General features: G+C 58.7%; 25 protein-coding genes. 19 read left to right on the forward strand and 6 right to left on the reverse strand.

The features are described 5' to 3' along the window. Position 1 precedes the first annotated feature (1 nt). Together cysW and B9G99_RS00400 are read left to right on the forward strand one after the other, a co-directional pair. On the forward strand, positions 2 to 829 hold the full coding sequence (gene cysW / locus B9G99_RS00395) for a sulfate ABC transporter permease subunit CysW (RefSeq protein ID WP_086620256.1): 828 nt from the start codon (positions 2 to 4) through the stop codon (positions 827 to 829). Continuing rightward, positions 826 to 1,884 (forward strand): sulfate/molybdate ABC transporter ATP-binding protein, encoded by a 1,059-nt coding sequence (locus B9G99_RS00400; RefSeq protein ID WP_086620257.1) that lies wholly within the window; start codon positions 826 to 828, stop codon positions 1,882 to 1,884. The genes cysW and B9G99_RS00400 overlap by 4 nt, the downstream gene beginning before the upstream one ends. 79 nt (positions 1,885 to 1,963) lie before the next feature. Here B9G99_RS00400 and B9G99_RS00405 read toward each other — a convergent pair whose 3' ends face one another. The 3 genes from B9G99_RS00405 to B9G99_RS00415 all read right to left on the reverse strand — a co-directional run bounded on the left by B9G99_RS00405 (position 1,964) and on the right by B9G99_RS00415 (position 3,778). Continuing rightward, on the reverse strand, positions 1,964 to 2,638 hold the full coding sequence (locus B9G99_RS00405) for a class I SAM-dependent methyltransferase (protein WP_086620258.1): 675 nt from the start codon (positions 2,636 to 2,638) through the stop codon (positions 1,964 to 1,966). Between the two features lie 2 nt (positions 2,639 to 2,640). After that, the gene (locus B9G99_RS00410) at positions 2,641 to 3,252 is read right to left on the reverse strand and encodes a TIGR04211 family SH3 domain-containing protein (RefSeq protein ID WP_086620259.1); all 612 of its coding nucleotides are present in this window, start codon (positions 3,250 to 3,252) and stop codon (positions 2,641 to 2,643) included. Between the two features lie 199 nt (positions 3,253 to 3,451). Continuing rightward, a complete protein-coding gene (locus B9G99_RS00415) occupies positions 3,452 to 3,778 on the reverse strand; it encodes a DUF1820 family protein (protein ID WP_086620260.1) in 327 nt (108 codons plus the stop codon). Positions 3,779 to 4,107: 329 nt separating this feature from the next. Between B9G99_RS00415 and miaB the strand changes: the two genes are divergently transcribed. The 7 genes from miaB (at position 4,108) to B9G99_RS00450 (ending at position 11,908) form a co-directional block, all read left to right on the forward strand. Beyond that, positions 4,108 to 5,457 carry a tRNA (N6-isopentenyl adenosine(37)-C2)-methylthiotransferase MiaB gene (gene miaB / locus B9G99_RS00420; RefSeq protein WP_086620261.1) on the forward strand — a complete coding sequence of 450 codons (1,350 nt, stop codon included), beginning with the start codon at positions 4,108 to 4,110 and terminating at the stop codon, positions 5,455 to 5,457. Between the two features lie 170 nt (positions 5,458 to 5,627). Then, positions 5,628 to 6,629 carry a PhoH family protein gene (locus B9G99_RS00425; RefSeq protein ID WP_086620262.1) on the forward strand — a complete coding sequence of 334 codons (1,002 nt, stop codon included), beginning with the start codon at positions 5,628 to 5,630 and terminating at the stop codon, positions 6,627 to 6,629. After that, positions 6,626 to 7,153 carry an rRNA maturation RNase YbeY gene (ybeY, locus tag B9G99_RS00430; protein ID WP_086620263.1) on the forward strand — a complete coding sequence of 176 codons (528 nt, stop codon included), beginning with the start codon at positions 6,626 to 6,628 and terminating at the stop codon, positions 7,151 to 7,153. The genes B9G99_RS00425 and ybeY overlap by 4 nt, the downstream gene beginning before the upstream one ends. Continuing rightward, the gene (locus B9G99_RS00435; protein ID WP_086620264.1) at positions 7,150 to 8,043 is read left to right on the forward strand and encodes an HlyC/CorC family transporter; all 894 of its coding nucleotides are present in this window, start codon (positions 7,150 to 7,152) and stop codon (positions 8,041 to 8,043) included. Before ybeY ends, B9G99_RS00435 begins: the two co-directional genes overlap by 4 nt. Positions 8,044 to 8,138: 95 nt before the next feature. Continuing rightward, positions 8,139 to 9,620, forward strand: coding sequence for an apolipoprotein N-acyltransferase (gene lnt, locus B9G99_RS00440; protein WP_086623188.1), 1,482 nt, complete (start codon positions 8,139 to 8,141; stop codon positions 9,618 to 9,620). A 28-nt stretch (positions 9,621 to 9,648) separates the two neighbouring features. Further along, complete coding sequence (locus B9G99_RS00445; RefSeq protein WP_086620265.1) at positions 9,649 to 10,392, forward strand: YdcF family protein; 744 nt, start codon at positions 9,649 to 9,651, stop codon at positions 10,390 to 10,392. A gap of 115 nt (positions 10,393 to 10,507) precedes the next feature. Then, a complete protein-coding gene (locus tag B9G99_RS00450; RefSeq protein WP_227875859.1) occupies positions 10,508 to 11,908 on the forward strand; it encodes an MFS transporter in 1,401 nt (466 codons plus the stop codon). Between the two features lie 4 nt (positions 11,909 to 11,912). Here the strand turns inward: B9G99_RS00450 and B9G99_RS00455 are convergent, their stop codons facing one another. Then, a complete protein-coding gene (locus tag B9G99_RS00455) occupies positions 11,913 to 12,503 on the reverse strand; it encodes a zinc ribbon-containing protein (protein ID WP_086620266.1) in 591 nt (196 codons plus the stop codon). A 264-nt stretch (positions 12,504 to 12,767) separates the two neighbouring features. On the opposite strand from B9G99_RS00455, the gene leuS reads away from it, so the two are divergent. The 6 genes from leuS (at position 12,768) to B9G99_RS00485 (ending at position 19,339) form a co-directional block, all read left to right on the forward strand. Further along, complete coding sequence (gene leuS / locus B9G99_RS00460; RefSeq protein WP_086620267.1) at positions 12,768 to 15,359, forward strand: leucine--tRNA ligase; 2,592 nt, start codon at positions 12,768 to 12,770, stop codon at positions 15,357 to 15,359. A 92-nt stretch (positions 15,360 to 15,451) separates the two neighbouring features. Then, positions 15,452 to 15,997: an LPS-assembly lipoprotein LptE gene (locus B9G99_RS00465; protein ID WP_158521409.1), complete on the forward strand. Its 546-nt coding sequence runs from the start codon at positions 15,452 to 15,454 to the stop codon at positions 15,995 to 15,997. 13 nt (positions 15,998 to 16,010) lie between these two features. Continuing rightward, positions 16,011 to 17,084, forward strand: coding sequence for a DNA polymerase III subunit delta (gene holA, locus B9G99_RS00470; protein WP_086620269.1), 1,074 nt, complete (start codon positions 16,011 to 16,013; stop codon positions 17,082 to 17,084). 5 nt (positions 17,085 to 17,089) lie between these two features. Next, the gene (locus tag B9G99_RS00475) at positions 17,090 to 18,193 is read left to right on the forward strand and encodes a DUF5924 family protein (RefSeq protein ID WP_086623190.1); all 1,104 of its coding nucleotides are present in this window, start codon (positions 17,090 to 17,092) and stop codon (positions 18,191 to 18,193) included. 92 nt (positions 18,194 to 18,285) lie between these two features. After that, positions 18,286 to 18,738, forward strand: coding sequence for a transcriptional regulator SlyA (gene slyA, locus B9G99_RS00480; RefSeq protein ID WP_086620270.1), 453 nt, complete (start codon positions 18,286 to 18,288; stop codon positions 18,736 to 18,738). A gap of 142 nt (positions 18,739 to 18,880) precedes the next feature. Then, a complete protein-coding gene (locus B9G99_RS00485; RefSeq protein ID WP_086620271.1) occupies positions 18,881 to 19,339 on the forward strand; it encodes a universal stress protein in 459 nt (152 codons plus the stop codon). 135 nt (positions 19,340 to 19,474) lie between these two features. Here the strand turns inward: B9G99_RS00485 and B9G99_RS00490 are convergent, their stop codons facing one another. Beyond that, positions 19,475 to 21,391: an ATP-binding cassette domain-containing protein gene (locus tag B9G99_RS00490; protein ID WP_086623191.1), complete on the reverse strand. Its 1,917-nt coding sequence runs from the start codon at positions 21,389 to 21,391 to the stop codon at positions 19,475 to 19,477. Between the two features lie 124 nt (positions 21,392 to 21,515). Between B9G99_RS00490 and B9G99_RS00495 the strand changes: the two genes are divergently transcribed. Further along, positions 21,516 to 22,367, forward strand: coding sequence for a TatD family hydrolase (locus B9G99_RS00495; RefSeq protein WP_227875860.1), 852 nt, complete (start codon positions 21,516 to 21,518; stop codon positions 22,365 to 22,367). Positions 22,368 to 22,416: 49 nt separating this feature from the next. Beyond that, entirely contained in the window at positions 22,417 to 22,932 is a 516-nt protein-coding gene (locus B9G99_RS00500) for a hypothetical protein (protein WP_086620272.1), read from the forward strand. Positions 22,933 to 22,949: 17 nt separating this feature from the next. Here B9G99_RS00500 and B9G99_RS00505 read toward each other — a convergent pair whose 3' ends face one another. Beyond that, positions 22,950 to 23,531, reverse strand: coding sequence for an elongation factor P hydroxylase (locus B9G99_RS00505; RefSeq protein WP_418268929.1), 582 nt, complete (start codon positions 23,529 to 23,531; stop codon positions 22,950 to 22,952). Positions 23,532 to 23,695: 164 nt separating this feature from the next. Between B9G99_RS00505 and B9G99_RS00510 the strand changes: the two genes are divergently transcribed. Both B9G99_RS00510 and B9G99_RS00515 read left to right on the forward strand, forming a co-directional pair. After that, complete coding sequence (locus tag B9G99_RS00510) at positions 23,696 to 25,075, forward strand: MATE family efflux transporter (RefSeq protein ID WP_086623194.1); 1,380 nt, start codon at positions 23,696 to 23,698, stop codon at positions 25,073 to 25,075. Positions 25,076 to 25,247: 172 nt separating this feature from the next. After that, a complete protein-coding gene (locus B9G99_RS00515; protein ID WP_086620273.1) occupies positions 25,248 to 25,940 on the forward strand; it encodes a hypothetical protein in 693 nt (230 codons plus the stop codon). The last annotated feature ends 1 nt before the right edge of the window (position 25,941 follow it).

The raw sequence follows: 25,941 nt of genomic DNA on the forward strand, positions 1-25,941 counted from the left end.
CATGAAGCGTATCGGTGATGGCACGGCCACACGCGTGGGACTGATCGGGCTTGCCGTGGTCCTGACGACGCTGTTTCTGGTCATACCGCTGGCCGGCATTTTCTACCAGGCGTTTGCCGAAGGTCTGGCGCCCTTCTGGCAGAACCTGACCAGCAGCTTTACCAGAGAAGCGATCGGACTGACGCTTCTGATCGCACTTCTGACCGTGCCGATCAACCTGATTTTCGGCATTTTTCTGGCCTGGCTGGTCACCCGTTTTGCTTTCCCCGGCCGGCGACTGCTGCAAACGCTGATCGATATTCCCTTTGCGGTATCCCCGGTCGTGGCAGGTCTGCTTTATCTACTGCTATACGGCCGTACCGGCTGGCTGGGCAGCATGCTGTCCGAACACGACGTGCAGCTGATGTTTGCCTGGCCCGGCATGGTGCTGGTGACCGTTTTTGTCACCTGCCCGTTCGTGGCACGTGAGCTGATTCCGCTGATGCAGGCGCAGGGCAGTGCCGAAGAAGAGGCCGGTGTCACGCTGGGCGCCAGCGGCTGGACCCTGTTTAGACGCATCACCCTGCCCAATATTCGCTGGGCACTGGTGTACGGCGTCATTCTGACCAATGCCCGCGCCATCGGTGAGTTCGGCGCCGTCTCGGTGGTTTCGGGCAGCATTCGTGGCGAGACCATCAATCTGCCGTTGCAGGTGGAGCTTTTGTATCAGGATTACAACACGGTGGGCGCCTTCACCAGCGCTGCACTGCTGGCGGCACTTGCCATCGTGACGCTGATCATCAAGGCCGTGCTTGAGTGGCATACCCATCGTCGGGAGAAAACAGCATGAGCATTACCATAAGCGATGTCTCCAGACGTTTTGGCAGCACGACGGCCCTGCATCCGCTGTCACTGGAGATCAACCAGGGAGAAATGGTCGGGCTACTGGGGCCGTCAGGCTCCGGCAAGACCACGCTTTTGCGCATTATTGCCGGCCTTGAAGCCCCGGACAGTGGCTCGATTCATTTCGGTAATCGGGAGGTGACCCACGTCCATGTGCGCAAGCGCCGGGTCGGGTTTGTCTTTCAGCACTACGCACTTTTTCGTCACATGAGCGTGTTTGAAAACGTGGCTTTCGGACTACGGGCACGGCCGGCCAGAGAGCGGCCTTCCAATGCCGAGATTCGCGACCGTGTACAGCACCTGCTTGAGCGTGTTCGCCTGGACACCCTGGCCAAACGTCTACCGGCACAGCTTTCCGGCGGTCAGCAGCAGCGAGTCGCTCTGGCCCGCGCGCTGGCCGTCGAACCCGAGGTGCTGCTGCTGGATGAACCCTTCGGCGCACTGGATGCCAAGGTACGACTCGAGCTGCGTCGCTGGCTCAGGCATCTGCATGAAGAGTTCGGCTTTACCAGCGTGTTCGTGACCCATGATCAGGAAGAAGCGCTTGAGCTTTCCGATCGCGTGGTCGTCATGAGCAACGGCCGCATCGAACAGATCGATACACCACAGGCGCTTTATCGCGCACCGGCCAACCGGTTTGTCTTTTCGTTTCTGGGTGAAACCAACCGCTTTGGCGGCGAGTATCACAATGGGCGGCTGCAACAGGGTAACGCATGGATTGCGCTGGAGCATTCGGAAACGGCGTCCGACGAGGTGCTTTTGCGGCCCCACGAACTGATGCTGACCACGGCGCCCGACGAGCGCGCGTATCTGCCGGTCACGGTAGATGCCGTATCACCGGTTGGCAGCGACGTTCGGGTCGAACTGGTGGCCGACTGGATGGACGCCCCCTGGCTTGCCAGCATCACGCATCACGATTTCGATCGCCTGCTGCCGGCACGCGGTGACAGCTTCTATGTTGTCCCCTCGCGCTGGCACCGGTTTGCTCCCGAAACGACCTGACAGCGCAAGCCCCGGTGATCACTCATGTTCACCGGGTGCTCGATATTCAAGCAGTTCTGCACTCGATCCCTTCAGGGTTTCAGCATGAAAGCGGCGCCCTGCGACACAGGCGCCAGACGACTTCGGTCATGCCACGCTCATCGCGCCGCTCCCCCAGTCGCTCCAGCATGAAATTGGGCGCAAACAGACGATGGACCTCATCATCGGTGACCACATAGGGCGGTCCCTGATCGCGCTGCCCGTCACGAATCAACGAAATCAAAAGCCCTTCCACATTCGGCCGGCACAGCTCGGCCAGCTTGAGCGCATAGCGCTGACGCGCTGCTTCAGGCAGTGCAATCAGTGCGGCCCGATCATAAAAGGCGTCAATGTCGTCACTCAAGGCGGCATCGAGATGGAAAAAGTTACCCACATCGAAGGTCACGCCGGCACGCCCCACCCGTTCGGGGCTTTCGAAGCGATTAAAATTCGTGCGGGCCACGGTCTCGGGCAATGCTTCGGCCTGATCCTCAAACCAGCTTCGAACCGCTTGTTCGACCAGCTCAACGCCCAGTACGGCATGGCCGCACTGCGCCAGCCAGAGGATGTCGCCGCTTTTGCCGCACAACGGTAGAAGCACCCGCGCCCCGGTCGACACGCTCAGATGAGACCAGTAGCGCGCCAACATGGGCTGGACGCTGTCACTGTGAAAGCCGATGCGTCCTTCCCGCCAGCGCTCAAACCACTGCTCGTTACCCTGACCCGACGTCGCCACGATCAGAACCAGCGATCGCGCTTTTTACGTCGCCTTGGTAGATGCGGCACCAGCAGGCCGAGTACCAGACCGCCCCCGGCCACGCTGCCCCCATAGACAAAGTAGCGCATCAAAAGATCTTCACGCTCGGTATCCAGTCGTGCCTGATACTCTCGCATCTTCGACTGTGCCTGAGTGAGCTGGGCATTGAGATCATCGTTGGTGGTCTGAAGCTCGTTGACGCGTGACTGACTGCTTTGCAGCGAGCTTTTCATGTCGGCCACACGCTGATTCCACTCATCATTGATGCCTTCCAGGCGCTGCGTCAGGGTCTGCACGCGCTCCTGCATGTCCGGCACTCTTTCCTGCACACTCTCCTGTGCCTGCAGGTCATCACTGGGAATCCAGACAGTGTCGCCGCTTTCGGTGCGAATACGGCTGTAGTTTCCCTGGGATTCGAGCAGCGTCACGCGCTGACCGGCATCCACGGTTCCCACGATACGGTAGCTGTCTGTGGGGCCGCTTCGAACATAGGTCGACAGAGAATCACTGACCCAGCGGGCTTCTTCGGCGTGGGCGGTGCTGATACCGGCACCCAATAAAAGACCGACGCAGAGTTTTCCGATTGTTTTCATGATGGAGTCGTTGGTTCGTCGAAATTGTCATTACATCATGCAGCCTGAGTCGGGCGTAACGATTACCTGATACCCGATTTAATCGCTCATCCACAGTTTCTGTGGATAACCTACGGGACAACCTGATCACATGACGCACAAAGCGCCCGACTGGCAGGCCATGACACCATTTTGCTTAAAAAATATTCAATTTAAACGCCTACTCTTCACGGGGCGGCCAGTGCATGGCCCCCGGAAAGGCAGTGACGTTACCTTCGGCCTTCACCGCTCGCGGCGTTCCTTCACGCTCGACTTCATCAATGCGAACGATGGCATTCATCGGCAGATAGCTGCGCGAGACGCCTTCGAAGGTGCGGCGCAGCTTTTCAGCACCGGGGTCGACCACTACCTTCGTGTCATCACCAAAGACGACACCCTCGACTTCGATAAAGCCCCAGAGCTCACTTTGAAAGATATCGCGCGCGTAGAGCTCCCAGAGCTCACCCTGCTGCAGGAAACTGATTCTATAAAGGGGCCTTGCCGCCATGTACGCTCAATCCTCACTGTATTGCGCCAGACCGATGGTCATCACGGCCCCTTGAAAGGCCGCAACAAGCGCGGGAGTCTACCATAGGCTTTTATGCCAATGGCGCCTGTCGTGAGCCTGCTCACGTGTTGATACACAAAGACCATTTTTCACTACACAAGTGCCCACTGGCCTGTGCCTATGGCCTTGCGTATAATTTCGCCATTCCATGTCGCTTCGCGACGGTTCATGACACTTCTCTCGATGGTAGGACGACTGAACGGCCGGTTTTGTGCCGTCATCGCTGGATCATCGTCTGACACCCATTTTCTTATATGTACCCAAGGCCCATGACGAAGAAACTCTTCATCAAGACCCACGGCTGCCAGATGAACGAGTACGACTCGGCTCGCATGGCCGACCTGCTGGGCGAATCACATCAGCTTGAGCTGACAGACAACGAAAACGAAGCCGATGTCATCCTGCTCAACACCTGCTCGATTCGTGAAAAGGCGCAGGAGAAGGTCTTTCATCAGCTCGGACGGTGGAAAAAGCTCAAGGCGGCCAATCCGAATCTGGTCATCGGTGTCGGCGGCTGTGTGGCAAGCCAGGAAGGCGACAATATCCAGAAGCGCGCGCCTCATGTCGACATGGTCTTCGGCCCGCAGACCCTGCACCGACTGCCGGACATGATGGATAACCGCAACGAGAGCGGAAACCTGATCTCGGTGGTGGATGTCACCTTTCCGGAAATCGAGAAATTCGATCGGCTGCCGGCCCCCAACTCCGATGGCGCCTCGTCATTTGTCTCGATCATGGAAGGCTGCTCGAAGTACTGCAGCTTCTGTGTGGTGCCTTACACCCGCGGCGAGGAAATTTCCCGGCCGTTCGAGGACGTTCTCGATGAAGTCGTCCACCTGGCCGAGCAGGGCGTACGCGAGATCAATCTTCTGGGACAGAACGTCAATGCCTATCGCGGCATGGACGAAACCGGTGAAGAGATCGATCTGGCTGAAATGATCGCCGCCGTGGCTGCCGTGGACGGTATCGATCGCATCCGCTTCACAACGTCACATCCGGTCGAATTCACCGACAGCCTGATTGAAGCCTTCGGCGAGATTCCGGAGCTGGTGAGCCATCTTCACCTGCCGGTGCAGTCGGGCTCTGATGCCATTCTCAAGGCGATGAAGCGCGGCCATGGCCGTGAGGAATACATCGCCAAGATGGAGCGCATCCGTGAAAAGCGCCCGGACATCAGCTTCTCGTCCGATTTCATCATCGGCTTTCCCGGCGAGACCGAGCAGGACTTTCTGGACACGATGGATTTGATCGAGCGTATCGGTTTCGACCACTCGTTTTCATTCGTCTACTCCAAGCGCCCCGGCACACCGGCGTCTGACCTGCCTGATGATACTCCGGAACCGGTCAAGAAACAGCGCCTTAAAATCCTTCAGGACCGCATTACTCAAAATGCGATCGGCATCTCCCGGCGCATGGTCGGCACGACCCAACGCATCCTGGTCTCGGGCTTCTCGCCAAAGGACCCCGGTGAGCTTTCAGGACGAACCGAAAACAACCGCGTGGTCAACTTTCGCGCCGCCAACCCGATCGACCTGATTGGGTATTTCGTCGATGTTGAAATTGTGGAAGCTTTCCCCAATTCTCTCAGGGGTGAGCTGGTCTCTGGACAGAAATACTGATTCGACAGACGCACGTTTGATGTCATGTCGCCCTTCATGGACCGGCACGCCATCGCAGGATATCTCCCGCGATGGCGTCTGTTTATTTTCGATTGAGCAATTGATGCTATTGTTCCCATAAAGAACGAGATTCAGGCTGCCCTTCAACGACGCAACGACCGGACCCGACATTGACCCAGAAAACTGCCAACGCGCATCGTATTCTTCAGCTGTCGCTGGAACCCAATGACCCCATGCGGCTGGCCAATCTCAGCGGTCAGCAGGATGAACACCTTCATCTGATCGAGCAGCGTCTCGAGGTCACGGTACGCAACCGCGGCAACGAGTTTCAGCTGGCCGGCAACGCCGCGCGCGTCAAGGCGACGGCCAACGTGCTGGAACATCTCTATCGTGAGACCCAGACGCAGACCCTGTCGCCGGAAACCGTACATCTTTATCTGCAGGAATCGGGCCTTGAGTCGATTGCCGAGGATGAAGACGATGACATGCCGCGTGAAGGCGTCATCCTGCGAACGCCGCGTGCCGTCATCAAGCCTCGCGGGCAGAACCAGCAGCAGTACGTTGAACATATCCGAAACCACGACATCAACTTCGGCATTGGGCCTGCCGGTACCGGCAAGACCTATCTGGCCGTCGCCGCCGCGGTTGAAGCCCTGAACCAGCAGAGCGTTCGCCGTATTCTTCTGGTGCGACCGGCCGTGGAAGCCGGCGAAAAACTGGGCTTTCTGCCGGGTGATCTGGCCCAGAAGATCGATCCCTACCTGCGTCCGCTGTATGACGCACTCTACGAGATGCTGGGTTTTGAACAGGTCAACAAGCTGATCGAAAAGCAGGTCATCGAGATTGCGCCGCTGGCTTACATGCGCGGGCGAACGCTCAATAATGCCTTTGTCATTCTTGATGAAAGCCAGAACACCACGCGTGAACAGATGAAGATGTTTCTGACGCGTATCGGCTTTGGCTCCACGGCCGTGATCACCGGCGATGTGACTCAGGTGGATCTGCCGCGCGGCACTCATTCAGGCCTGATTCACGTGCTCAATGTTCTCAAGGATGTCGATGGCATCAGCATGACCCGTTTTGCTTCCAAGGATGTGGTCCGTCACCCGCTGGTCGCGCGCATCATTGATGCCTATGAGGCACATGAATCCGAAGAGGATCGCCACTCATGAGCGATGCGGTCCATGTCGACTGCCAGGTGGCCGTCGATTTTGACGCCCTTCCCGATGAGCAGGCACTTGAGCACTGGTTCACCACGGTGCTCGAGCATTTTCCCGGAGAGATTCGCCGGGAAATAACGGTCCGATTTGCCAGCGAAGAAGAGAGCCGAACCCTCAATCACGACTATCGCGGCCGCGACAAGTCAACCAACGTGCTCTCCTTTCCCTTCGAGGCGCCACCGGAAATCCCCCTCCCCCTGCTGGGGGACCTAGTGGTCAGTCCTCATGTGGTGGCTCGCGAGGCGATCGAGCAACAAAAGCGCCTTGAAGATCACTTCGCCCACATGATCGTGCATGGTACGCTGCATCTACTGGGTCTTGATCACATCGATGACGATGAGGCCGAGACCATGGAACAGCTCGAGCGGGACATCCTGTCCACGCTGGGCATTTCTGATCCCTATGCTGTTGCCCCCGACGATTTCGGTGCGCGCGATGGCCATCAGGTATCCGAGGAGAAGAGAACCGACGCATGAGCGATGACCGACCGGCAAGTCAGCCATCCCGATCTTGGCTTGACAGAATAATCGGCGCTTTTTCCGGCGATAACGAAGAACCCAGCAGTCGCGATGAACTGATCAGCTTTCTCAAGGAAGCCTCCACGCGACTGAGCCTCGATCAGGATGGCCTGACCATCATCGAGGGCGCCTTCGATATCAGCACCATGCAGGCCCGTGAGGCCATGGTACCTCGCTCCCAGATCGTGGCCATTCAGGCCGATCACTCTCCTGATCAATGCCTGCCCATCATTCGCGAGACCGCCCATTCACGTTATCCCGTCATTGATGACAATCTGGATGAGGTGGTGGGCGTGCTGCTGGTCAAGGACATGCTGCCGCTGATTCTTCAGGACAGTGAGGAGCGCGAGCGCTTCAGACTGCGCGAAGTGCTCCGACCCGCCCTGTTCATTCCGGAATCCAAACGACTCAACAATCTGCTGCGCGAATTCCGTGATACCCGCAATCACATGGCCATCGTCGTGGATGAATATGGTGGCACGGCCGGTATCATCACCATCGAGGATATCCTTGAGCAGATCGTGGGCGACATCGAGGATGAGCACGATATCGATGAGGAAGACGATATCCGCGATCTGGGCAACGGGACCTATGCCGTCAAGGCCCTGACGCCCATCGATGACTTCAATGAGCGCTTTGAAACCAGCTTTTCCGATGAAGAGTTCGATACGGTCGGCGGATTGGTCATGCAGCGTTTTGGCCATCTCCCGGCGCGCAATGAGTCGACCGAGCTTGAGCACTGGCGGTTTACCGTCATGAATGCCGACAGCCGCCGCATTCGCTGGTTACAGGCTGCCAGAGTCGATACGCGCCCCATCTCCGAAGATGTTTCCCGGTCCGATCATTGACCCTTCTTCCTGGCAGGGCCGTGGATGGCTTTGCCTTGTGATCCCCATGACGGGCAGGCATGATCGCCTGCCCGTTTTCTGTCAAAGGATGCAGCATGGCCTCCCTTTTACAGCGCCGCGGCGTCAGTTCCCTTCTGGCTCTGCTGGCCGGCGCACTCACGACGCTGACCTTCGCACCCTTTAATGTCTGGGGGCTTGGCCCCGTGGCAATGGCGGCATTTTATGTCGCCCTTCAGCACGTCAATGTGCGACAGGCACTGTGGCGCGGCTGGCTGTTTGGCGTGGGCCTGTTCGGCAGTGGCGCGTCATGGGTGTATGTGTCCATTCATGACTTTGGCAATACCGGCGGGCCACTTGCCATCGTTTTGACGGTCCTCTTTATCGCCGCCATGGCACTTTTTGTGATGCTCCCGGCCCTGCTGTACCGGTTTGCCGCGAGCTCAAGGCTGGATGTGCCGGCCTTTGCCGGCGCATGGGCGCTGGGCGAGGCCTTTCGCAGCTGGGCCTTTACCGGTTTTCCGTGGCTCTTTCTGGGCAGCGCCCATGTCAGCTCGCCACTGGCGAGTCTCGCGCCGCTGGGCGGCGTTTATCTGGTGTCGCTGGTTGTGGCCCTGAGCGGTGCCTTATTGGCCAGAGCCCTGCTTTCCCGGCGCTGGTGGCTGCTGGCGCCGCTGGCCGCCCTGTGGCTGATACCACTGGCCCTGCCCACCCAGTGGGCCAGACCTGCCGGCGACGAGGTAAGTGTCTCACTGGTACAGGGCGATCTTCCTCAGCTGAGCAAGTGGACCCCCGACGGCCAGCGGGATGCCATCAATACCTACTTTGGCCTGACCCGCCAGCAGGGGCTGGACAGCGATCTGGTCATCTGGCCGGAAACCGCCCTTCCCATGCTGGAGCAGCAGGCCATGCCGTTTTTGCAGCGCGTACAGTCCACCCTGCCGGCAGACAGCACATTGATGACCGGCATCATGCAACGCGTTCAGACCGGCATGTTCTACAACAGCATGATTGCCCTGGGAGACACGCCGGGCCAGTACCGAAAGGCCCACCTGGTGCCCTTCGGCGAATATCTGCCGCTGGAACCTCTACTGGGCGGGCTGCTGAAGATCTTCAATATTCCAATGGGCAACATCGGCGCCGGTGGCAACGATCAACCGCCGCTTCAGGCTCATGGGCTGCGCCTGGGTGTCGCCATCTGTTATGAAATTGTCTATCCCGACCTGGTAAGACAGCGTGCCGAGAGCGCCAATGCATTGGTCACCATTTCCAATGACACCTGGTTTGGCCACTCCATCGGACCACTGCAGCACATGCAGATGGCACAGCTCAGGGCGCTGGAGAACAACCGCTATCTGCTCAGAGCCACCAACAATGGAATGACCGCCATCGTGGCACCGGATGGCCAGCTTCAGGCTCGGGCACCACGCTTTGAGCCAGCCGTGCTCAACGGCACCGTTCGTCCGATGGAGGGTCTGACGCCCTTCACACGCACGGGCAGCTGGCCGACGCTACTCCTGGCACTGTTAATGTTGCTCGGCGGTGGTATCTTGCGCGTCAAGCAACGCAACACTCACTGATTTTGATGCCCTGGCAGAGACTCCGACCATGCTGACGCTTTTAAAGATGTATCTTCTGCCGCCGGGCATCATTATCGTGGCACTCCTGTTTGCCCTGGTGGTCGTGTGGCACTGGCGACGACGCTGGGGACGACGGCTAAGCATCGCCGTCGTGCTAATCTTCTGGGCACTGTCGACTTCACGCGTGGCTACCCTGCTGATGGACCCGCTGGAAACGGCGGTGCCCATTGCCACCCAAAAGCAGTGGGAGCAGGCACAGGCGATCGTTATTCTCAGCGGCGGCCGGCTGTTCGGCCAGTATCAGCTCAATGATTTTGACGACGTCACACCCATGGCCATGCAGCGACTGGCCGATGGCGCCCGCATCAAGCGCCAGACTGATCTCCCGGTGCTGATCGCTGGTGGTGGTGGCCGTCGCGGCACCCGACACCCGCCCGAAGCCGATCTCATGGCCTTCCGTTTTGAGAGCAGTTTTGGCCTGCCAACGCGATGGCGCGAAGTGCAAAGTCACAACACGGAACAAAACGCCCTCTACAGCGCTCGCATACTGCGCGATGAAGATATCGACACCGTGATTCTGGTCACCAGTGCCTGGCACATGCCTCGTGCCAGGCGCGCCTTTGAAAATGAAGGCATCAATGTGCTGGCAGCCCCCACCGGATTTACGGCACGAGCGGGCTTCGGGCCGCGCAGCTTCTCACCGAACATGACCGCGCTGGGCAACAGCTATTGGGCGCTGCATGAATATATCGGACTGCTTGCGGGGAGATAGCTCGAGTCGTACCTGACAATGTGAAGGGCGCTTTGGCGAGACCGGCCAGCAGAACTGATGGCAAACTGAACGGGCAGATATCTGCTCTCAGTGAATCCCGTTCAGGAACGCCACCATGTCCAATAACAATCATGCAGGTTCCCAAAGCGGTGGCAGGCCGCTCTCGACGCCCCTGTCGCCGGAAAGGCGCAAGGCGATGCATCAGGTCATCATCGCCTCGGCGATCGGCAACTTTGTCGAATGGTTTGATTTTGCCGTTTACGGCTTTCTTGCCGTCATCATTTCACAGCACTTCTTTCCTCAGGGATCTCCGGCCATTGCCCTGCTGCAGACCTTCGCGGTCTTTGCTGTTTCCTTTGCACTGCGCCCACTGGGAGGTCTTTTTTTTGGCCGACTGGGAGATCGCATCGGACGCAAGCGGGTTCTGGCCATCACGATCCTGCTGATGGCAGGCGCCACGGCATTGATTGGCGTTTTACCTACCTATGGCGCCATTGGTCTGGCTGCGCCCCTGCTGCTGGCACTGGCACGCTGCATTCAGGGCTTCTCGGCAGGCGGTGAATATGCCGGGGCCTGCACCTATGTTCTCGAACATGCCCCGACGCATCAGAAGGCACGCTACGGCAGTCTGATTCCGGTATCGACCTTCATGGCCTTTGCCAGCGCCGCCGGGTTGACCCTGCTGCTGGGCATGGTGTTGTCGGAGGGCGACATGCAGTCTTGGGGCTGGCGTGTGCCATTCCTGATCGCAGCACCGCTGGGTCTGATCGGTTTGTACATGCGCCTGCATCTGGAAGAGTCACCCGCCTTCAAGACCCTGCAAAAGGCACCCGAAACGCCACACGCCACGGTCAGTGAAACCGTGAAGGTGCACAAGGCGACCATTATCTGCCTCAGCGCGTTCATATCTGCCACCGCGCTGTCGTTTTATATGTTCACAACCTATCTGGTGACCTACATGCAGGTAGCAGGCAACGCCACCATCAGGACGGCGCTGCTGGCAAGTCTGGGAGCACTGGTGTTTTCAGGACTTCTATGCCCTGTGATCGGGCGACTGTCGGATCGCATCGGGCGACGCAATACCATACGCGGTGCTTGTCTATCGCTGATGATTGCAGTATTTCCAGCCTATTATCTGGCCGGCAGTGGTGAACTCTGGTCTGCCATGCTGGGGGCATCGCTGCTGGCCGTGGGCGCGGTCATGTGTGGCGTGGTCACGGCTGTGTTGCTGGCCGAACAGTTCCCGACCCGGGTGCGTTATACGGCGTCTGCGCTGTGCTACAACGTGGCCTATACCATTTTTGGGGGAACCGCGCCGCTGATCGCGACATGGCTGATTGATCTGACCGGTCATTCACTGGCGCCAGCCTTCTACCTGATCGCCATTGCGCTGCTTGCCCTGATTGGCGGGTCTCGTCTGCCGGAATCCTCGCATCGGGCGCTGGACGATAATGAAGCAGACTGGCATAACCAGTCCACTTCATCCGCTACAGGGGGAGCAGCGACACACGCCTGATCGATCAGGACCCCGCGCGCTGAAAATAGCGATGGCCACACTGGTGGCAGGGCTCAAGCAGCTGTCGATAATGCAGTATGACAGGATGCTCGCAATGAACGCAGGACATGCGGCCCGGCGCCACCACTTCGCCTTCGGTATAATCAGCGCGCGCTACCTCAAGCTCTTCTTCGAAACGCTGCTGATCCAGCGCCGTACGATCGGCCACGGACAGAAGCCCCTGACGCAGACGATCGGACAGCATGCTCAGATCGATGCCCAGAAACCCCGCCAGGCTCTCTCCGCCGCTGACCAGATAACGCCGAAACTCGCTGACATCACGCTCCACCCAGGCACGCAGAATGGCGAGTTCGTCACGGGTGAATTCTTCGACGTCGGCTTCAAAACTCAGCGCCTCATCAAGCTCATCCTGTAGTCCTTCCCGCGACAGCGAATCGCTACGATTGTTGAACCGCGCCACGATGCGCTCATAAGCCTCGGAAAGACGATTTGAGCCCTGCTCGGCAGAGGGGTCGGCAGACGTCTGCGATGCATCATGCGTGGGGGTTGCGGGCTCGATATCGTTGTCTCTTGCAGATTTGTCATGCTCAGCCATGGCCCAGCTCCTTGCATATACGTTCGATGATATAAACCTCACGGCTCGGGCCTACCTGTCACAGGCCGAGTCGGGTATCCTTGATCACCACCAGCGGCCGGATCGATGTCGTCGTTATCAAGCATTGACGGCTCAGGGCGCGCTGTCCAGAACGATGTTGATCACGTCATGACACCGTTCTGCTGCCTCGAAGACCGGTCATTCGACCCGCATACATTTTCAGGGCGTCGCCGCCCAACGGCCCAAGGCTTCAAGACGAACACGATGGACGCACAATACAACCCCTTCGAAATCGAACGCACCGCCCAGCAGTTCTGGGAAAAAAACCGCTGTTTCAAGGCGGTTGAAGATGCCAATCGCGAAAAGTATTACAGCCTGTGCATGTTTCCCTACCCCAGCGGCAAACTGCACATGGGGCATGTGCGTAATTATACCATCGGCGATGTCGTCTCCCGCTTTCAGCGCATGAAGGGTAAAAACGTCCTGCAGCCCATGGGCTGGGACGCCTTTGGCATGCCCGCCGAGAACGCCGCCATCAAGAACAATGTCGCGCCCGGTGACTGGACCTATCAGAACATCGACTACATGCGTGACCAGCTCAAGGCGCTGGGTTTTGCCTATGACTGGGACCGCGAGTTCGCGACCTGTGACAGCGACTACTACCGATGGGAGCAGTGGTTTTTTGCGCGTCTGGTCGAAAAGGGGCTGGTCTACAAGAAAAACTCCACGGTCAACTGGGACCCGGTGGATCAGACCGTGCTGGCCAATGAGCAGGTGATTGACGGCCGTGGCTGGCGCTCGGGCGCGCTGGTCGAGCGTCGCGATATCCCGCTGTGGTTTTTAAAAATCACCGATTACGCCGAAGAGCTGCTGGCCGATCTTGAGCATGTTGACTGGCCCGAGCAGGTCAAGACCATGCAGCGCAACTGGATCGGCAAATCGCGCGGTCTGGAGCTGAGCTTTGATGTGGCCGACGATGGCCCGGCCCTGTCGGAGGGCAGTGAGGCGCTGACGGTATTCACGACCCGTCCGGATACCCTGATGGGCGTAACCTATCTGGCCGTCGCCGCTGACCACCCGCTGGCAGACGCCGCCAGCGCCCATGTCGAGGGTATGACGGCCTTTCGTCAGGAATGTCGCCAGGGCGGTACGTCCGAGGCCGACATGGCCACCATGGAGAAAAAGGGACTGGCCACCGGCTTTGAAGCCATCCACCCCATCAGCGGCGATCGCCTGCCTGTCTTTGTGGCCAACTTCGTTCTTATGGAGTACGGCACAGGTGCCGTCATGGCCGTGCCCGGGCACGATCAGCGCGACTGGGAATTTGCGACAAAATACGATCTGACCATTCGGCCGGTCATTGCCGATGGCGAAGGCAATGCCCCTGATCTGTCTGAGGGCGCCTTTACAGAGCACGGCACGCTGATCAATTCCGGTGAATATGACGGGCTGGACTTTGACGCAGCCTTTTCCGCCATTTCCGCCCGACTTGAGCATGAAGGCCGCGGTGTGGTGAAAACCAACTTCCGCCTGCGTGACTGGGGCGTGGCCCGCCAGCGTTACTGGGGCGCGCCGATTCCGGTCAAATATGGTCCTGAAGGCCAGACCGTGCCCCTGACCGATGACGAGCTGCCGGTCGAGCTGCCGCGCGAAGTCGAGTTTGATGCTACCGGCTCACCACTCAAGAAGATGCCGGCCTTTTATGATCTGGGCGACGGCTGGGTGCGTGAAACCGATACCTTCGACACCTTCATGGAATCGTCCTGGTACTATGCGCGCTTCTGCTGCGCCGACAACGATCAGGCCATGCTGGATGAGCGCGCCAACTACTGGCTGCCGGTCGACATCTATATCGGCGGCATCGAGCACGCCATTTTGCACCTGCTTTACGCGCGCTTTTTCCACAAGCTGATGCGCGACTTCGGCCTGGTCGAAAGCGATGAGCCCTTCAAGCGACTGCTCACCCAGGGCATGGTGGTCGCTGAAACCTACTATCGTGACCTGCCAAACGGCGGCCGCGACTGGTTCAACCCGCTCGAGGTCACGGTAGATCGCGACGAACGCGGCCGCCCGCTCACCGCCCGCCTGATCAGCGATGGTGAACCGGTCATGCCCGGCGGCATCGAAAAAATGTCGAAGTCGAAAAACAACGGGGTCGATCCGCAGTCCATGATCGACCGCTTTGGTGCCGATACCGTCCGACTCTTCATGATGTTTGCCGCCCCGCCAGAGCAGTCACTTGAATGGTCCGACTCCGGTGTTGAGGGGGCCCACCGTTTTCTCAAGCGTCTATGGCGTCAGGTCATCGAGCATATCGAGACCGGCACACCAGCCGCTCTGGAGACAGAAAGTCTCACGGATGATCAGCGCACGCTGCGGCGCAAGACGCATGAAACCATCGCCAAGGCCAGCGATGATATCGGTCGACGCATTACGTTCAATACCGCCATTGCAGCCGTCATGGAGCTTTCCAACGCCATCTCACGCTTTGAGGATACCAGCCCCCAGGGACTGGCCGTGATCCGTGAAGCGCTGGAAGCCTGTGTCCTGCTGCTCGCCCCCATCACTCCGCACGCCATGCACGCGCTCTGGGAGCATCTGGGCCACGACACGCCCGTTATCGATGCAAAGTGGCCGCAGGTCGATGAACAGGCACTGACGCGCGACAGCGTTGAACTCGCCGTCCAGGTCAACGGCAAGCTGCGAGGCCGCATCAGCATGCCGGCCAGCGCCGAGCGGGATGACATCGAACAGGCCGCCATGAAGGATGCCAACGTCGAGCGCCACATTGAAGGCAAGACGGTGCGCAAGATCATCGTGGTACCGGGCAAGCTGATCAATATCGTGGTTGGCTGAATCAACGATTCCACAACGTTTCCCGCCCTCGCTCGGCGGGAAACCGGGACAACCCTCTCCGCGCTGTCGTTGCGGCGCACAAGGAGTTCAAGGTGAAAAGACGCTCTTTTATTGCAGGCCTGGCAGGTGCAGGCCTTGTGCTGGTTCTGGCCGGCTGCGGTTTTCAGCTTCGCGGTACAGGGCCTGGCAGCACGCTTACCCTCGGTGAGCTGGCACTGGAAAGCGCCGACGGCCCGACCAGCGCACTGACTCGCCAGGTCACGCAGGAGCTCAACAGTGCCGGCGTGACGCTCAATGATCAGGCCCCCTTGCGCCTCAACCTGGGTTCGGAAGAATTCCTGGAGCGCGAACTGACATTCGGTGACGCCGGTACGCAGGAGCGACAACTGACGCTGACCGTGCCCTGGTCACTACAGCGAGTGAGCGATGGTGCCTACCTGGCCAGTCAGGAAAGCGTGGTCGTCTCGGGAACGTTCTATACCAGCAGCGATCAGCTGCTGACGCGTGACGACGCTCGTGAAGCGTTAAAGGATGAGCTTCATCAGGAAGCTGCCCGCCGGCTGATCGACCGGCTGCAGACCTTCCAGCCAAACAGTCGCGGGATGGTTCAGCCTTCCTCAACGGCATCGTCATCCTGAAGGGACGGACGGAATGAGGGTTTACCCTGACAAGCTGTCCGAGCAGCTTGCGCGCAAGCTCTCGCCCATCTACATCGTGGCCGGTGAAGAGCCGCTGCTGCATATGGAAGCCTGTGATGCCATCCGTCACCGCGCCCGCGAAGCCGGGGTCGAGGAGCGTGAAATCCTGCAGGTCGAACAGGGTTTTGGATGGCATCAGCTGATGGAGAGCGCCAATAATCTGTCGCTGTTTGCCACTTCCCGGCTGATCGAGCTGCGGCTGGGGTCGCAGTCCCCCGGTCAGGAGGGCGCCCGCGCGCTGGAAGCCTACGCGCAGCAGGCCGACAGCAGCAGCGATATCTTGTTGATCAGTGCCGGACGCATGGAACGGCGTCTTTTGCAGAGCAAGTGGTTCAAGACCCTTGAAAGCAAGGGTGTTCATGTTCCGATATGGCCTATCGACCACCAGCGGCTTCACTTCTGGGTGCGCGACCGCGCCGGACGCCACGGCCTGGATCTGGATCAGGAGGCGGCCAGGCTGCTCGCAGAGCGCACCGAGGGCAATCTGCTGGCTGCTGACCAGGCACTGATTCGTCTGGCACTGGTGCATCCGGCCGGAGCTCGACTGAATGCGCAGGCAGTTGCTGCCGATACAGAAGACAGTGCCCGCTTTGATGTCTTCAACCTGACGGATGCCTGCCTGCGTGGTGAGCGCGACCGGGCGGTGAGAATTGTGAGCGGACTCAGGGAGGAAGGCATCGAGGCTCCTGTCGTTTTGTGGGCACTGACTCGTGAGCTGCGTACGCTGCTCTCCGTTCGGCAACACATGGATCAGGGCCAGAGCCTTGAACATGCCTGCAAGGCGCAAAGACCCATGATTCCTGAAAAGCGACGACCCCAGTATCAGCAGGCCCTGAAACGACTGCCCCTCAAGCGACTTCATAAACTGCTGCTGTTGTCACAGCGCATCGATCAGGCCATCAAGGGCGCAGCGCCCCTGCCGACCTGGGCAAGCCTTGCCGATCTGGCCCTGACGCTTGCCGGCGGCCGCGGCATGCTGGCCGAAATGGCGGACAGCTATCGCATTACCCTGCCCGGACGCGGGTGAACACCATGAACAGTGTCTCCGATCTTGTCCCCGCTCGACTGGAACGGCTCTATCATTGGCTGCGCCGCTATTATTGGCTGTGGCCGCTGATCAGTTTTGGTAGCGGCATCTTCAGCTTTTTTTTGATCAGTCGTCAGCAGAGTCTGGGCGTATGGCTGGCACTGGCGCTGATGCTGACCTGGCTTTTACTCTCACTTGAAAGCCTCTGGAGCTGGTGGCATCGTCACCGTGAACACTCATCGCTCCCACGACTGCTGGCGACCTTTTGCGCGCAGTTGACCCACCAGGAAACCCTGTTTTTCTGCCTGCCCTTTTTTCTGATCACCACCGTCTGGGACAGCGGCCAGGCCATCTTTACCGGACTGCTGGTGATTTGCGCCATTATCTCCATTGTTGATCCGCTCTATTTTGGGATCGCCGAAAAGCGCCGCTGGCTCTATTTCAGCTATCACGCCCTGTGCGTGTTTGCCGTTTTGCTGGTGGTTGGTCCCCTGCTGCTTAGACTGTCCACCGGCACCAGTCTGCTGATGGCCGCCATTGCCTTCCCACTGGTGGCGCTGCCCAGTCTGATCAGTATTTTGCGCCCTGATCGTGCCTTGCGCTGGGTGGCGCTGGTCATTCTGGCCGTCGGCATCAGCGGTGGCGCATGGGCGTTGCGAACCTTCATTCCGCCGGCCACGCTGTGGATCGATGCCAGCGCCCTGTCGCCCTCCTTTGATGCCGCCGCGCGCGAGCCCCGGGGCAGCATGATGCTGACCTCCGATAACCTGCGCGCTCGCGGACTTTATGCCTTCACGGCCGTTCATGCACCGCTGGGGCTCAACGAACATATTCGCCATGTCTGGCGCCACGAAGGTAACGTCGTTGACGAAATTGACCTGACCATTCAGGGAGGGAGGGATCAGGGCTATCGAGCCTGGTCACGCAAGCAGCATTTTGGCACCGATGTTGAAGGAGACTGGCAGGTGGATGTGGTAACGGATGCCGGACAGCGGCTGGGCGTGATACGCTTTGAGGTGATCGACGATGTCGATCAGGCCCGAAAGGTCGATGGCCATCTCGAAAGAACACCTGGCATCGGCTGGCTGCGCAGGCATCAGAAGGATTGATTCCTGCCCTATCGGACAAAAGTTAACCTGCATCGAGGCGTGTTGGACAGCAGTATCCATGACCGCCCGATCCATCATGACCAACGGACAACATGCACGAATCTCTCTGCCTCAAGGTCTCGCGTGTACCGCGGCTGTGGCGCGCCGTTATCGACAAGCGGCTTGCGCCTCTTGGCATGACGCATACGCGCTGGGTCACGCTTTATCATCTATGGCGCTATGGGGATGGTCAGGCACAGTGTGACCTGGCACGCACGATCGGTGTTGAGGCGCCGTCGCTGGTGCGCACGCTGGATCAATTGAGTCAGCAGGGACTGATCGAGCGACGCCCCAGCGAGGAAGATCGTCGAACCAAGCTGGTGTATCTCACGACTCAAGCCACGCCCTTGCTCGAAGAGATCGAAAGAGCGGTCAACGATGCTCGCAGCGACATGCTCAAGGACATCAGCGAAGAAGATCTCGAACACTTTGAGCGTGTTCTGACCCTGATTGAGAGCAACGGCAGCCACGAACTGGCACTGCAGGACAGCGAGCCATCGACGTAACTCGATTTTTCAGGCAGAGATTGCCAGCCTCTTCCCTCCCTCTTCGTCAGCGGATAGATTAGGATCACGACGCTGACGAGGCATTGTCGACGGATCAAGCCACGAAGCCGGTCGCTTCGGAAAATGATGGGAGAACAGGAACATGAGCGAATATTATCAGCACGTACTGGTGGCCGTTGACCTGACACGTGATTCCGGACTGGTTCTGGCACGTGCCATCCGTATCGCCCGACGCAACCAGAATGCACGGGTCTCCATCATGCATACCCTCGAACCGCTGGGTTTTGCCTACGGCGGCGATATTCCCATGGATCTCACCAGCATTCAGGATCAGCTGGATGGTCATGCACGCGACCGCCTGGCGGAAATTGCCGATGCCCACGGTATTCCGCGTGAAGATCAGCACGTGGTGGTGGGTATGCCGGATGCCGAGATTCATCGTTTTGCCGGCGAACGCGATGTCGATCTGATCGTGGTCGGCTCTCATGGCAGAACCGGGTTTGCCCTGCTGCTGGGCTCTACCTCCACGGGAGTACTGCATGGCGCCAAGTGCGATGTACTGGCCGTGCGTGTCGGTGCAGACGGCGAAGCCACCGAGTAATCTCGCTGCCGGATTGACAGGCATCATCATTTAAAAAGGGGCACCGTGGATCACGGTGCCCCTTTTGGTGAAAACCCATTGCCTCCCCCGCTTAAAACGCTTCACTCAGGCCAGCTGGACTTTCACGCTCGGCAATCATTCACTCTCGCTTTCCAGTTCAAGCCAGCGTTCCATTGCCTGCTCCAGCGCCTGTTGAGCGTTACCATGATCGGCAAGCGTTGCATTGATGGTATCGCTGTCCTGCTGGTAGAAATTGGCCGACCCGATGGTCGCTTCAAGCTCGGCGATACGGGCTTCAAGCGCCTCGATCTGACCCGGCAGCTGCTCGAGCTCACGCTGCAGCTTATAGCTGAGTTTCTTTTTGGCTGGCGCCGCAGGGCTGCTTTTTTCCCGTGCAGGTGTTTTTTCAACGCTGGCCGTATCACTGCCCTTCTGCTCACGTTCGCGCATCTCACCGGGCGCCGGCGGCAGCTTGCCGCCCTGTCGTACCCAGTCGGTATAGCCGCCAACATAGTCACGAATGACACCATCACCCTCAAAGGCCAGAACACTGGTCACCACGTTGTCCATGAAGGCACGGTCGTGGCTGACCAGCAGCAGGGTGCCATCAAAGTTGATCAGCAGCTCTTCAAGCAGCTCAAGCGTCTCAACATCCAGATCATTGGTCGGCTCATCGAGCACCAGTACGTTGGCAGGCTGCGTGAACAGCTTGGCCAGAAGCAACCGGTTGGCCTCGCCGCCGGAGAGTGCCCGGACAGGCTGACGTGCGCGGTCAGGCGAGAACAGGAAGTCCTGCAGATAGCTCATGACATGACGGTCACGTCCATTGATGCTGACCTGATCACGTCCACCGGCCACGTTATCCAGCACGGTAGCCTCCATATCAAGGCCTGCCCGCAGCTGGTCGAAATAGGCCACCTTGAGGTTGGTGCCCTCCCGAACGCTGCCTTCCTGAGGTTCGAGCTGTCCCAGCAGAATTTTCAAAAGCGTGGTCTTGCCAGCCCCGTTGCGGCCAATGAAACCGATACGGTCGCCACGCTGAATCTCGATGGACAGGTTGCGCACGACCCAGTCCTGACCAAACCGGTGGCTGACGTTTTCAAGCTCTACCACGCGCTTGCCGCTACGCTCACCACTGTCGACATTGATATTGGCATTGCCCTGACGTTCACGCCGCTCGGCCCGTTCAGCACGAAGCTTTTCCAGTGCGCGGACACGACCTTCATTGCGGGTTCGACGCGCCTTGACCCCCTGACGAATCCACCGCTCCTCGGCCGCCAGCTTCTTGTCGAATTCGTCGCGTTCGCGGGATTCAATCTCAAGCTCATGCTGCTTCTGCGCCTGATATTTATCGTAATCGCCCGGATAGCGCCCGAGACGACCGCGATCCAGCTCCAGAATGCCGGTCGCCAGACGCTTCAGAAAGGCACGGTCGTGGGTGATGAACAGCACCGAGCCATTGAACTGCAAAAGCTGCTCTTCCAGCCACTGGATGGTATCCAGATCCAGATGGTTGGTCGGCTCATCCAACAGCAGGACATCAGGGTCCACCACCAGAGCACGAGCCAACGCCACGCGTCGCCGCCAACCGCCCGAAAGACCTTCCATCATGGTCGCGGCCGGCAGTCCCAGACGGGTCAGAACGGTGTCGATACGCTGGTGATAGGACCAGCCATCCTGTGCCTCGATGGCCGTTTGCAGCGTAGCCAGCCGATTCATGTCAGGATTGTCAGACTCGATCAGATGCTGGTACTGGCTCAGCAGTTCACCGGTCTCGGGCAAGCCTTCGGCAACCACATCAAAAATGGTGCGCCCTTCTGCCGGTGGCAGATGCTGCAGCAACGTGCCTACCCGAAGCCCTGGCATGCGCCAGATATTGCCGCCATCGGGCAGTGCACGCCCCTCGATCAGGGACATCAGGGTCGATTTACCGGTGCCGTTGCGGCCCACCAGTGCCAGACGCTCACCCTTTTCAAGTACGAGGTCGGCGCCGTCGAGCAGCACATGAGTGCCATAGGCCAGTTGAAGCTGTTCCAGTCGTAAAAGCGTCATGGAGCTCTGCAAATTAGTGAAGGCATATGCGAAGAGATTATTGTACCTCATGCATCCGGGTCATGGCTGCCGGGCAATGGGACATCAATGAATCAGGTGTCCTACAATGGCGGCCGGACCCATCATGACCCACGGAGACGGCATGCTGCCTGACGCCCTGTGCTTTCAATCCCCGGAACCCTTGATCGACATCGGTGCCAACCTGACACACGAGAGCTTTCAAAAGGATCTGGACGACGTCCTCGAACGCGCCGCGGGGGCCAACCTGACGGCCATGGTGCTGACCGGAACGGATCGCGCCAGCATCGAGGCCAGCGTCGAACTGACCCGACGCGATACGCCCGTGACCCTCTATTCAACCGCAGGGCTGCACCCGCACCATGCCGGCGATTTTGATGATTCCCTCAGGCGATTTATCGAGGAATCCCTGTCTCACCCCGGCGTCGTGGCGGTAGGGGAATGTGGACTCGATTATCATCGCGATTTTTCTTCTCCAGTGGATCAAAGGCGTGCCTTCGAAGCCCATCTGGAAATGGCGGCAAGAACCCGGAAGCCGCTGTTTCTACATGAGCGCGATGCCGGAGGCGACATGCTGGACATACTCAGGCAGTGGCGCGACGACATCGGAGCCGCGGTGGTTCATTGCTTTACAGGGGACAAACAGACTCTGTACGGCTACCTTGATCTGGATCTGTATATCGGCCAGACCGGCTGGCTGTGTGACGAACGCCGAGGACAGCATCTACGCGAGCTGGTGGCCAATATTCCCGACAACCGCCTGATGATCGAGACCGACTGCCCCTACCTACTACCGCGCAACTTGCCCACCAAACTCAAGGGCAGGCGCCATGAACCTGCCCTGCTGCCCTGGATCGCCCGAGAGATTGCGCTCTGCAAGGGTGTCAGCGAGGCCGATATCGCGCGCGAGACCACCGCCAACGCACAGCGCTTTTTTGGCATTCCCGCTGCCAGCTGACCGGTTCATGACCTCCGTTCCAGGACATTCACTTCAGGACACCATAAACATGCAGGACGATTACGAGTTTTCCAATACCGAGGACCTGAGCCTTCCCGGCTTCATCGCGCTGGAAAGCGGTGAAGGCGATGTACCGGTCGCCATTGCCTGGACGCTGTCGGATGGTCGCATCAAGCACACCCTGATTCAGCCCGACGAAGCCTGGCTTGAAGACGATGTGGCAAGCCTTGGCGACTATCATGCCGATGAGCTGCTCACTATGGGCGTGAGTGTCAGCGATGTCATTCGCGAGCTGGAAGCCGACTACCACGGAAGCCTCCTTTACAGTGCAAACCCGGAACAGGATGAGGCGGCTCTGGCGCGCATCTTTGAAGCCATATCCGGCAGCGCCTTCGTGTCCATCGTCGATGCAGGCACGCTCTACAACGACCCTGACGAGTGGCATCAGCAGCGCAGCGAAATGTTCAATGAAATGGGGCTTGAACCGGGTCGTGCCGAACATGATCTGGAAACCCTGCTCAAGCTGCATGTTCGCTGGCTGGATGACGACATGCTCGCCGAGTGATGCCTCTTTAAAACCGATCAGCTCGCCTGCTCGTGCTGATCAAGCCAATCGCCTGCGCGTTGTCCCGCCTGCTCGGGCGATTGAGCCTCGATAAAAAGCCCTTCCAGCGCCTGACGAAAGGCCTCTGCTCGGGCCGGGAGTCCGTCACTTAGATAACGCTGTCGTCTCGCCTCAACTTTTACAGCGAACGCGTCACGGTCTACATCAGCACTCCCTTCCAGATTATCGACGCTGACATTAAAGCGTCGGCCGCAGGCCAGGGTTAGACTTTTTTCAATCGCCTGAGGGGCGATCTCTGCCGCCTCAAAAGCCTGCTGAGCGCTGTCATCACGCCTGTCCGGCATATACCAGTAGCCGTAATCCTCCAGCAGGCGGCGCCTTTCACCGGCAATACACCAGTGACTGATCTCATGCAGCGCACTGGCAAAGTAACCATGAGCAAATACGATGCGATGATGAGCATGATCGTCATCGGCAGGCAGATAGATAGGCTCATCGTCACCCCGCACCAGAAGGGTCTGATAGCGCGATGAAAACACATGATTGAAAAGCATGATCAGCTGCTCGACCTGATCGTGCTCCTGTCGCTGAGAGCTCACCTTTTTCTCCTGAAAGACACTTTTGGCGAGCCACTTTATCACGAGGCTCAAATCCCGAAGGCCTTGATACAATCGCGCTTTGCTACAATGGCGCTTTCCTCTGGCTGGAGCCGGCCTTGCCACGCATCGATATTACTGCCTGTCGTCTTGAAACCTCCGCACTGATGCGTCTGGCGCTGCCGATTCTCGGCGCGCAGCTGGCGCAGGCCGCCATGAGCACCGTTGACGTCATGATGTCCGGTCATTCCAGTGCCACGGATCTGGCAGCCGTTTCGGTCGGTGCCAGCCTCTGGGTGCCCTTGATGCTGTTCATGACCGGAACGCTGATGGGGCTGACTCCGATCGTTGCGCAGCACATGGGCGCAAGACAGCAAGGCGCCATCCGACCCTGTGTCCATCAGGCGCTCTGGGTAGCCCTGCTTCTGGGTCTGATGGCGTGTGCGCTGATCTGGCTCATGGCCGAGCCAATCTTTGTCTATATGTCGGTGCCAGAGCCAGTGGCGACTTCCTCGACACGATATCTGCATGCCGTGGCCTTTGGGATGCCGGCCGTCGCGCTCTATCAGGCGTTGCGCGCGTTTTCCGATGGCGTCAACCACACCCGTCCGGCGCTCTGGATCAGTCTGGTGGGGCTGGCCGTGAATATTCCCCTCAACTATCTGCTGATTTTCGGTGGCGAGGGAATTGTCTCTCTCACGGGCATTGATCTTTCCGGGCTACAAGCACTGCCCGCACTGGGTGCCACCGGCTGCGGCATTGCCACGGCGATCGCCATGTGGGTGATGTGCGGATGTATGGCCATCTATACCCGCCGTGCCCGAGTCTATGCACCGGTCAATATCTGGGAGAGATTTAGCCGGCCCGACCTGAAACTGACCGGGGAGCTGCTGCGGGTGGGTTTACCAATCGGTGTGGCCATTTTCACCGAAGTGACCCTTTTTGCCTTGATAGCCCTTTTTGTCGCCAGTTTCGGCGAAATTGTGGTAGCCGCCCACCAGGTAGCGTTAAATTTCACGTCACTTCTGTTCATGCTTCCTCTGTCGCTGGGAATGGCCCTGACGGTACGGGTTGGCAATACTCTGGGGCAGGGAGACAGCAAACGGGCTCGCTTTATTGCGTGGAACGGCGTTGGAATGGCACTGGTCGCCGCACTTCTCATCGATGTTGTGCTGATTGTTGCTGCTCACCCCATCGTTGCACTCTATTCAAGCAATACGGCAGTACGGGCTCTTGCTGCAAACCTGATACTGCTGGCAGCCATCTATCAGATTTCAGATGCTCTTCAGGTAAGCATGGCGGGCGCATTAAGGGGCTATAAGGATACGCGCATCATCATGCTCATTACCCTGGCATCCTATTGGATCATTGGCATGGGGGGCGGTCATCTGCTGGGTAGCGGCCTGCCCGCCCTGTTCTCTGGCCTGGGCGTTTACGGCTATTGGCTGGGGCTGATTGCCGGACTCAGCGTGGCCTCCATTTTGTTGGGCCTTCGCCTGCGTCGTACCGCTCACGGGCATGCCCGGTTGATACCTGCTAAAGCATAAGACTTCCAGTACTGGTGACTGTTGTTTCCGACCGCTGACCATGAAAGTATCACTTGGGGTATGACATTCATTGCTGCAGGTGTGCTAATAGTTAAAAAAGCGTCTCAATCACCGGGCGCCAGATTGATCGAGGATAAGGGACATACCGGACGGATAACCGGAGGGACAAGCAATGAACACGATGTCGACTCATCATCGTATGCAGGTTATCGACCTGGAGAGCGTACGTCAGCAGCGGCGTAAAAGGCATCGCATCGTGCGCCTGGCACCCGAGCTTGATGGGCTTGAAATGCTGTATCAGCTGGCCAGTGATCCCAAGTCCCTTTACGGCATGCCGGTGCTGGCATGGGGGTTACAGGAAGACGGCCATGTCGTGGGCATGGTGCCCTGGCTGGACTGTCTAACGCGCTGCGATACGCTTGAGGATCCCGAACAGGGTCGTTTTGTAGGCTACCGTGATCCGGAATCCGAACTCGTCATGGAGTCACCACCGCTTCACAAGGTGGTCGAACTTGAACATGCCGCTGCCTACTTTGATTACGAATATGAAGATGAGCCCTGTATACTTCAGCATCTTCCCGATACTCAGGGCACCCATGCCCTGTGTCATGCCCATGATGACAGCTGGCAGTTGAAGCAGGTTCATGGCTGGCACCTTTATAGCGACGGCAGTATCGAGGCACTTCTTCATGACGAGGAAAAGGTCTGTGAAGAGCCGATTCTGCCCGGTGATGACTGTCTGTATGCCGGACATTCACGCCATGAAGCGCTTTATCTGTTTCAGCGCCAGATTGCCAACCGCATTCGCAGCCAGGATCCTGCCACGCTGGAGGCACTATCAGTCATGATGGTAACTCAGGAATAGT

Source organism: Kushneria konosiri, from assembly GCF_002155145.1.
In the GTDB taxonomy this organism is placed as follows: Bacteria; Pseudomonadota; Gammaproteobacteria; order Pseudomonadales; family Halomonadaceae; genus Kushneria; species Kushneria konosiri.

What these genes read in the sequence shown, in the direction of transcription:
- B9G99_RS00450 (WP_227875859.1), top strand. Translation starts at nt 10,508, where the DNA reads ATGTCCAATAACAATCATGCAGGTTCCCAAAGCGGTGGCAGGCCGCTC.
- B9G99_RS00415 (WP_086620260.1), bottom strand. Translation starts at nt 3,778, where the DNA reads ATGGCGGCAAGGCCCCTTTATAGAATCAGTTTCCTGCAGCAGGGTGAG.
- B9G99_RS00475 (WP_086623190.1), top strand. Translation starts at nt 17,090, where the DNA reads ATGAACAGTGTCTCCGATCTTGTCCCCGCTCGACTGGAACGGCTCTAT.
- B9G99_RS00510 (WP_086623194.1), top strand. Translation starts at nt 23,696, where the DNA reads ATGCGTCTGGCGCTGCCGATTCTCGGCGCGCAGCTGGCGCAGGCCGCC.
- cysW (WP_086620256.1), top strand. Translation starts at nt 2, where the DNA reads ATGAAGCGTATCGGTGATGGCACGGCCACACGCGTGGGACTGATCGGG.
- B9G99_RS00485 (WP_086620271.1), top strand. Translation starts at nt 18,881, where the DNA reads ATGAGCGAATATTATCAGCACGTACTGGTGGCCGTTGACCTGACACGT.
- B9G99_RS00410 (WP_086620259.1), bottom strand. Translation starts at nt 3,252, where the DNA reads ATGAAAACAATCGGAAAACTCTGCGTCGGTCTTTTATTGGGTGCCGGT.
- B9G99_RS00455 (WP_086620266.1), bottom strand. Translation starts at nt 12,503, where the DNA reads ATGGCTGAGCATGACAAATCTGCAAGAGACAACGATATCGAGCCCGCA.
- miaB (WP_086620261.1), top strand. Translation starts at nt 4,108, where the DNA reads ATGACGAAGAAACTCTTCATCAAGACCCACGGCTGCCAGATGAACGAG.
- leuS (WP_086620267.1), top strand. Translation starts at nt 12,768, where the DNA reads ATGGACGCACAATACAACCCCTTCGAAATCGAACGCACCGCCCAGCAG.
- slyA (WP_086620270.1), top strand. Translation starts at nt 18,286, where the DNA reads ATGCACGAATCTCTCTGCCTCAAGGTCTCGCGTGTACCGCGGCTGTGG.
- B9G99_RS00435 (WP_086620264.1), top strand. Translation starts at nt 7,150, where the DNA reads ATGAGCGATGACCGACCGGCAAGTCAGCCATCCCGATCTTGGCTTGAC.
- B9G99_RS00500 (WP_086620272.1), top strand. Translation starts at nt 22,417, where the DNA reads ATGCAGGACGATTACGAGTTTTCCAATACCGAGGACCTGAGCCTTCCC.
- B9G99_RS00400 (WP_086620257.1), top strand. Translation starts at nt 826, where the DNA reads ATGAGCATTACCATAAGCGATGTCTCCAGACGTTTTGGCAGCACGACG.
- B9G99_RS00445 (WP_086620265.1), top strand. Translation starts at nt 9,649, where the DNA reads ATGCTGACGCTTTTAAAGATGTATCTTCTGCCGCCGGGCATCATTATC.
- B9G99_RS00495 (WP_227875860.1), top strand. Translation starts at nt 21,516, where the DNA reads ATGACCCACGGAGACGGCATGCTGCCTGACGCCCTGTGCTTTCAATCC.
- B9G99_RS00515 (WP_086620273.1), top strand. Translation starts at nt 25,248, where the DNA reads ATGAACACGATGTCGACTCATCATCGTATGCAGGTTATCGACCTGGAG.
- holA (WP_086620269.1), top strand. Translation starts at nt 16,011, where the DNA reads ATGAGGGTTTACCCTGACAAGCTGTCCGAGCAGCTTGCGCGCAAGCTC.
- ybeY (WP_086620263.1), top strand. Translation starts at nt 6,626, where the DNA reads ATGAGCGATGCGGTCCATGTCGACTGCCAGGTGGCCGTCGATTTTGAC.
- lnt (WP_086623188.1), top strand. Translation starts at nt 8,139, where the DNA reads ATGGCCTCCCTTTTACAGCGCCGCGGCGTCAGTTCCCTTCTGGCTCTG.
- B9G99_RS00490 (WP_086623191.1), bottom strand. Translation starts at nt 21,391, where the DNA reads ATGACGCTTTTACGACTGGAACAGCTTCAACTGGCCTATGGCACTCAT.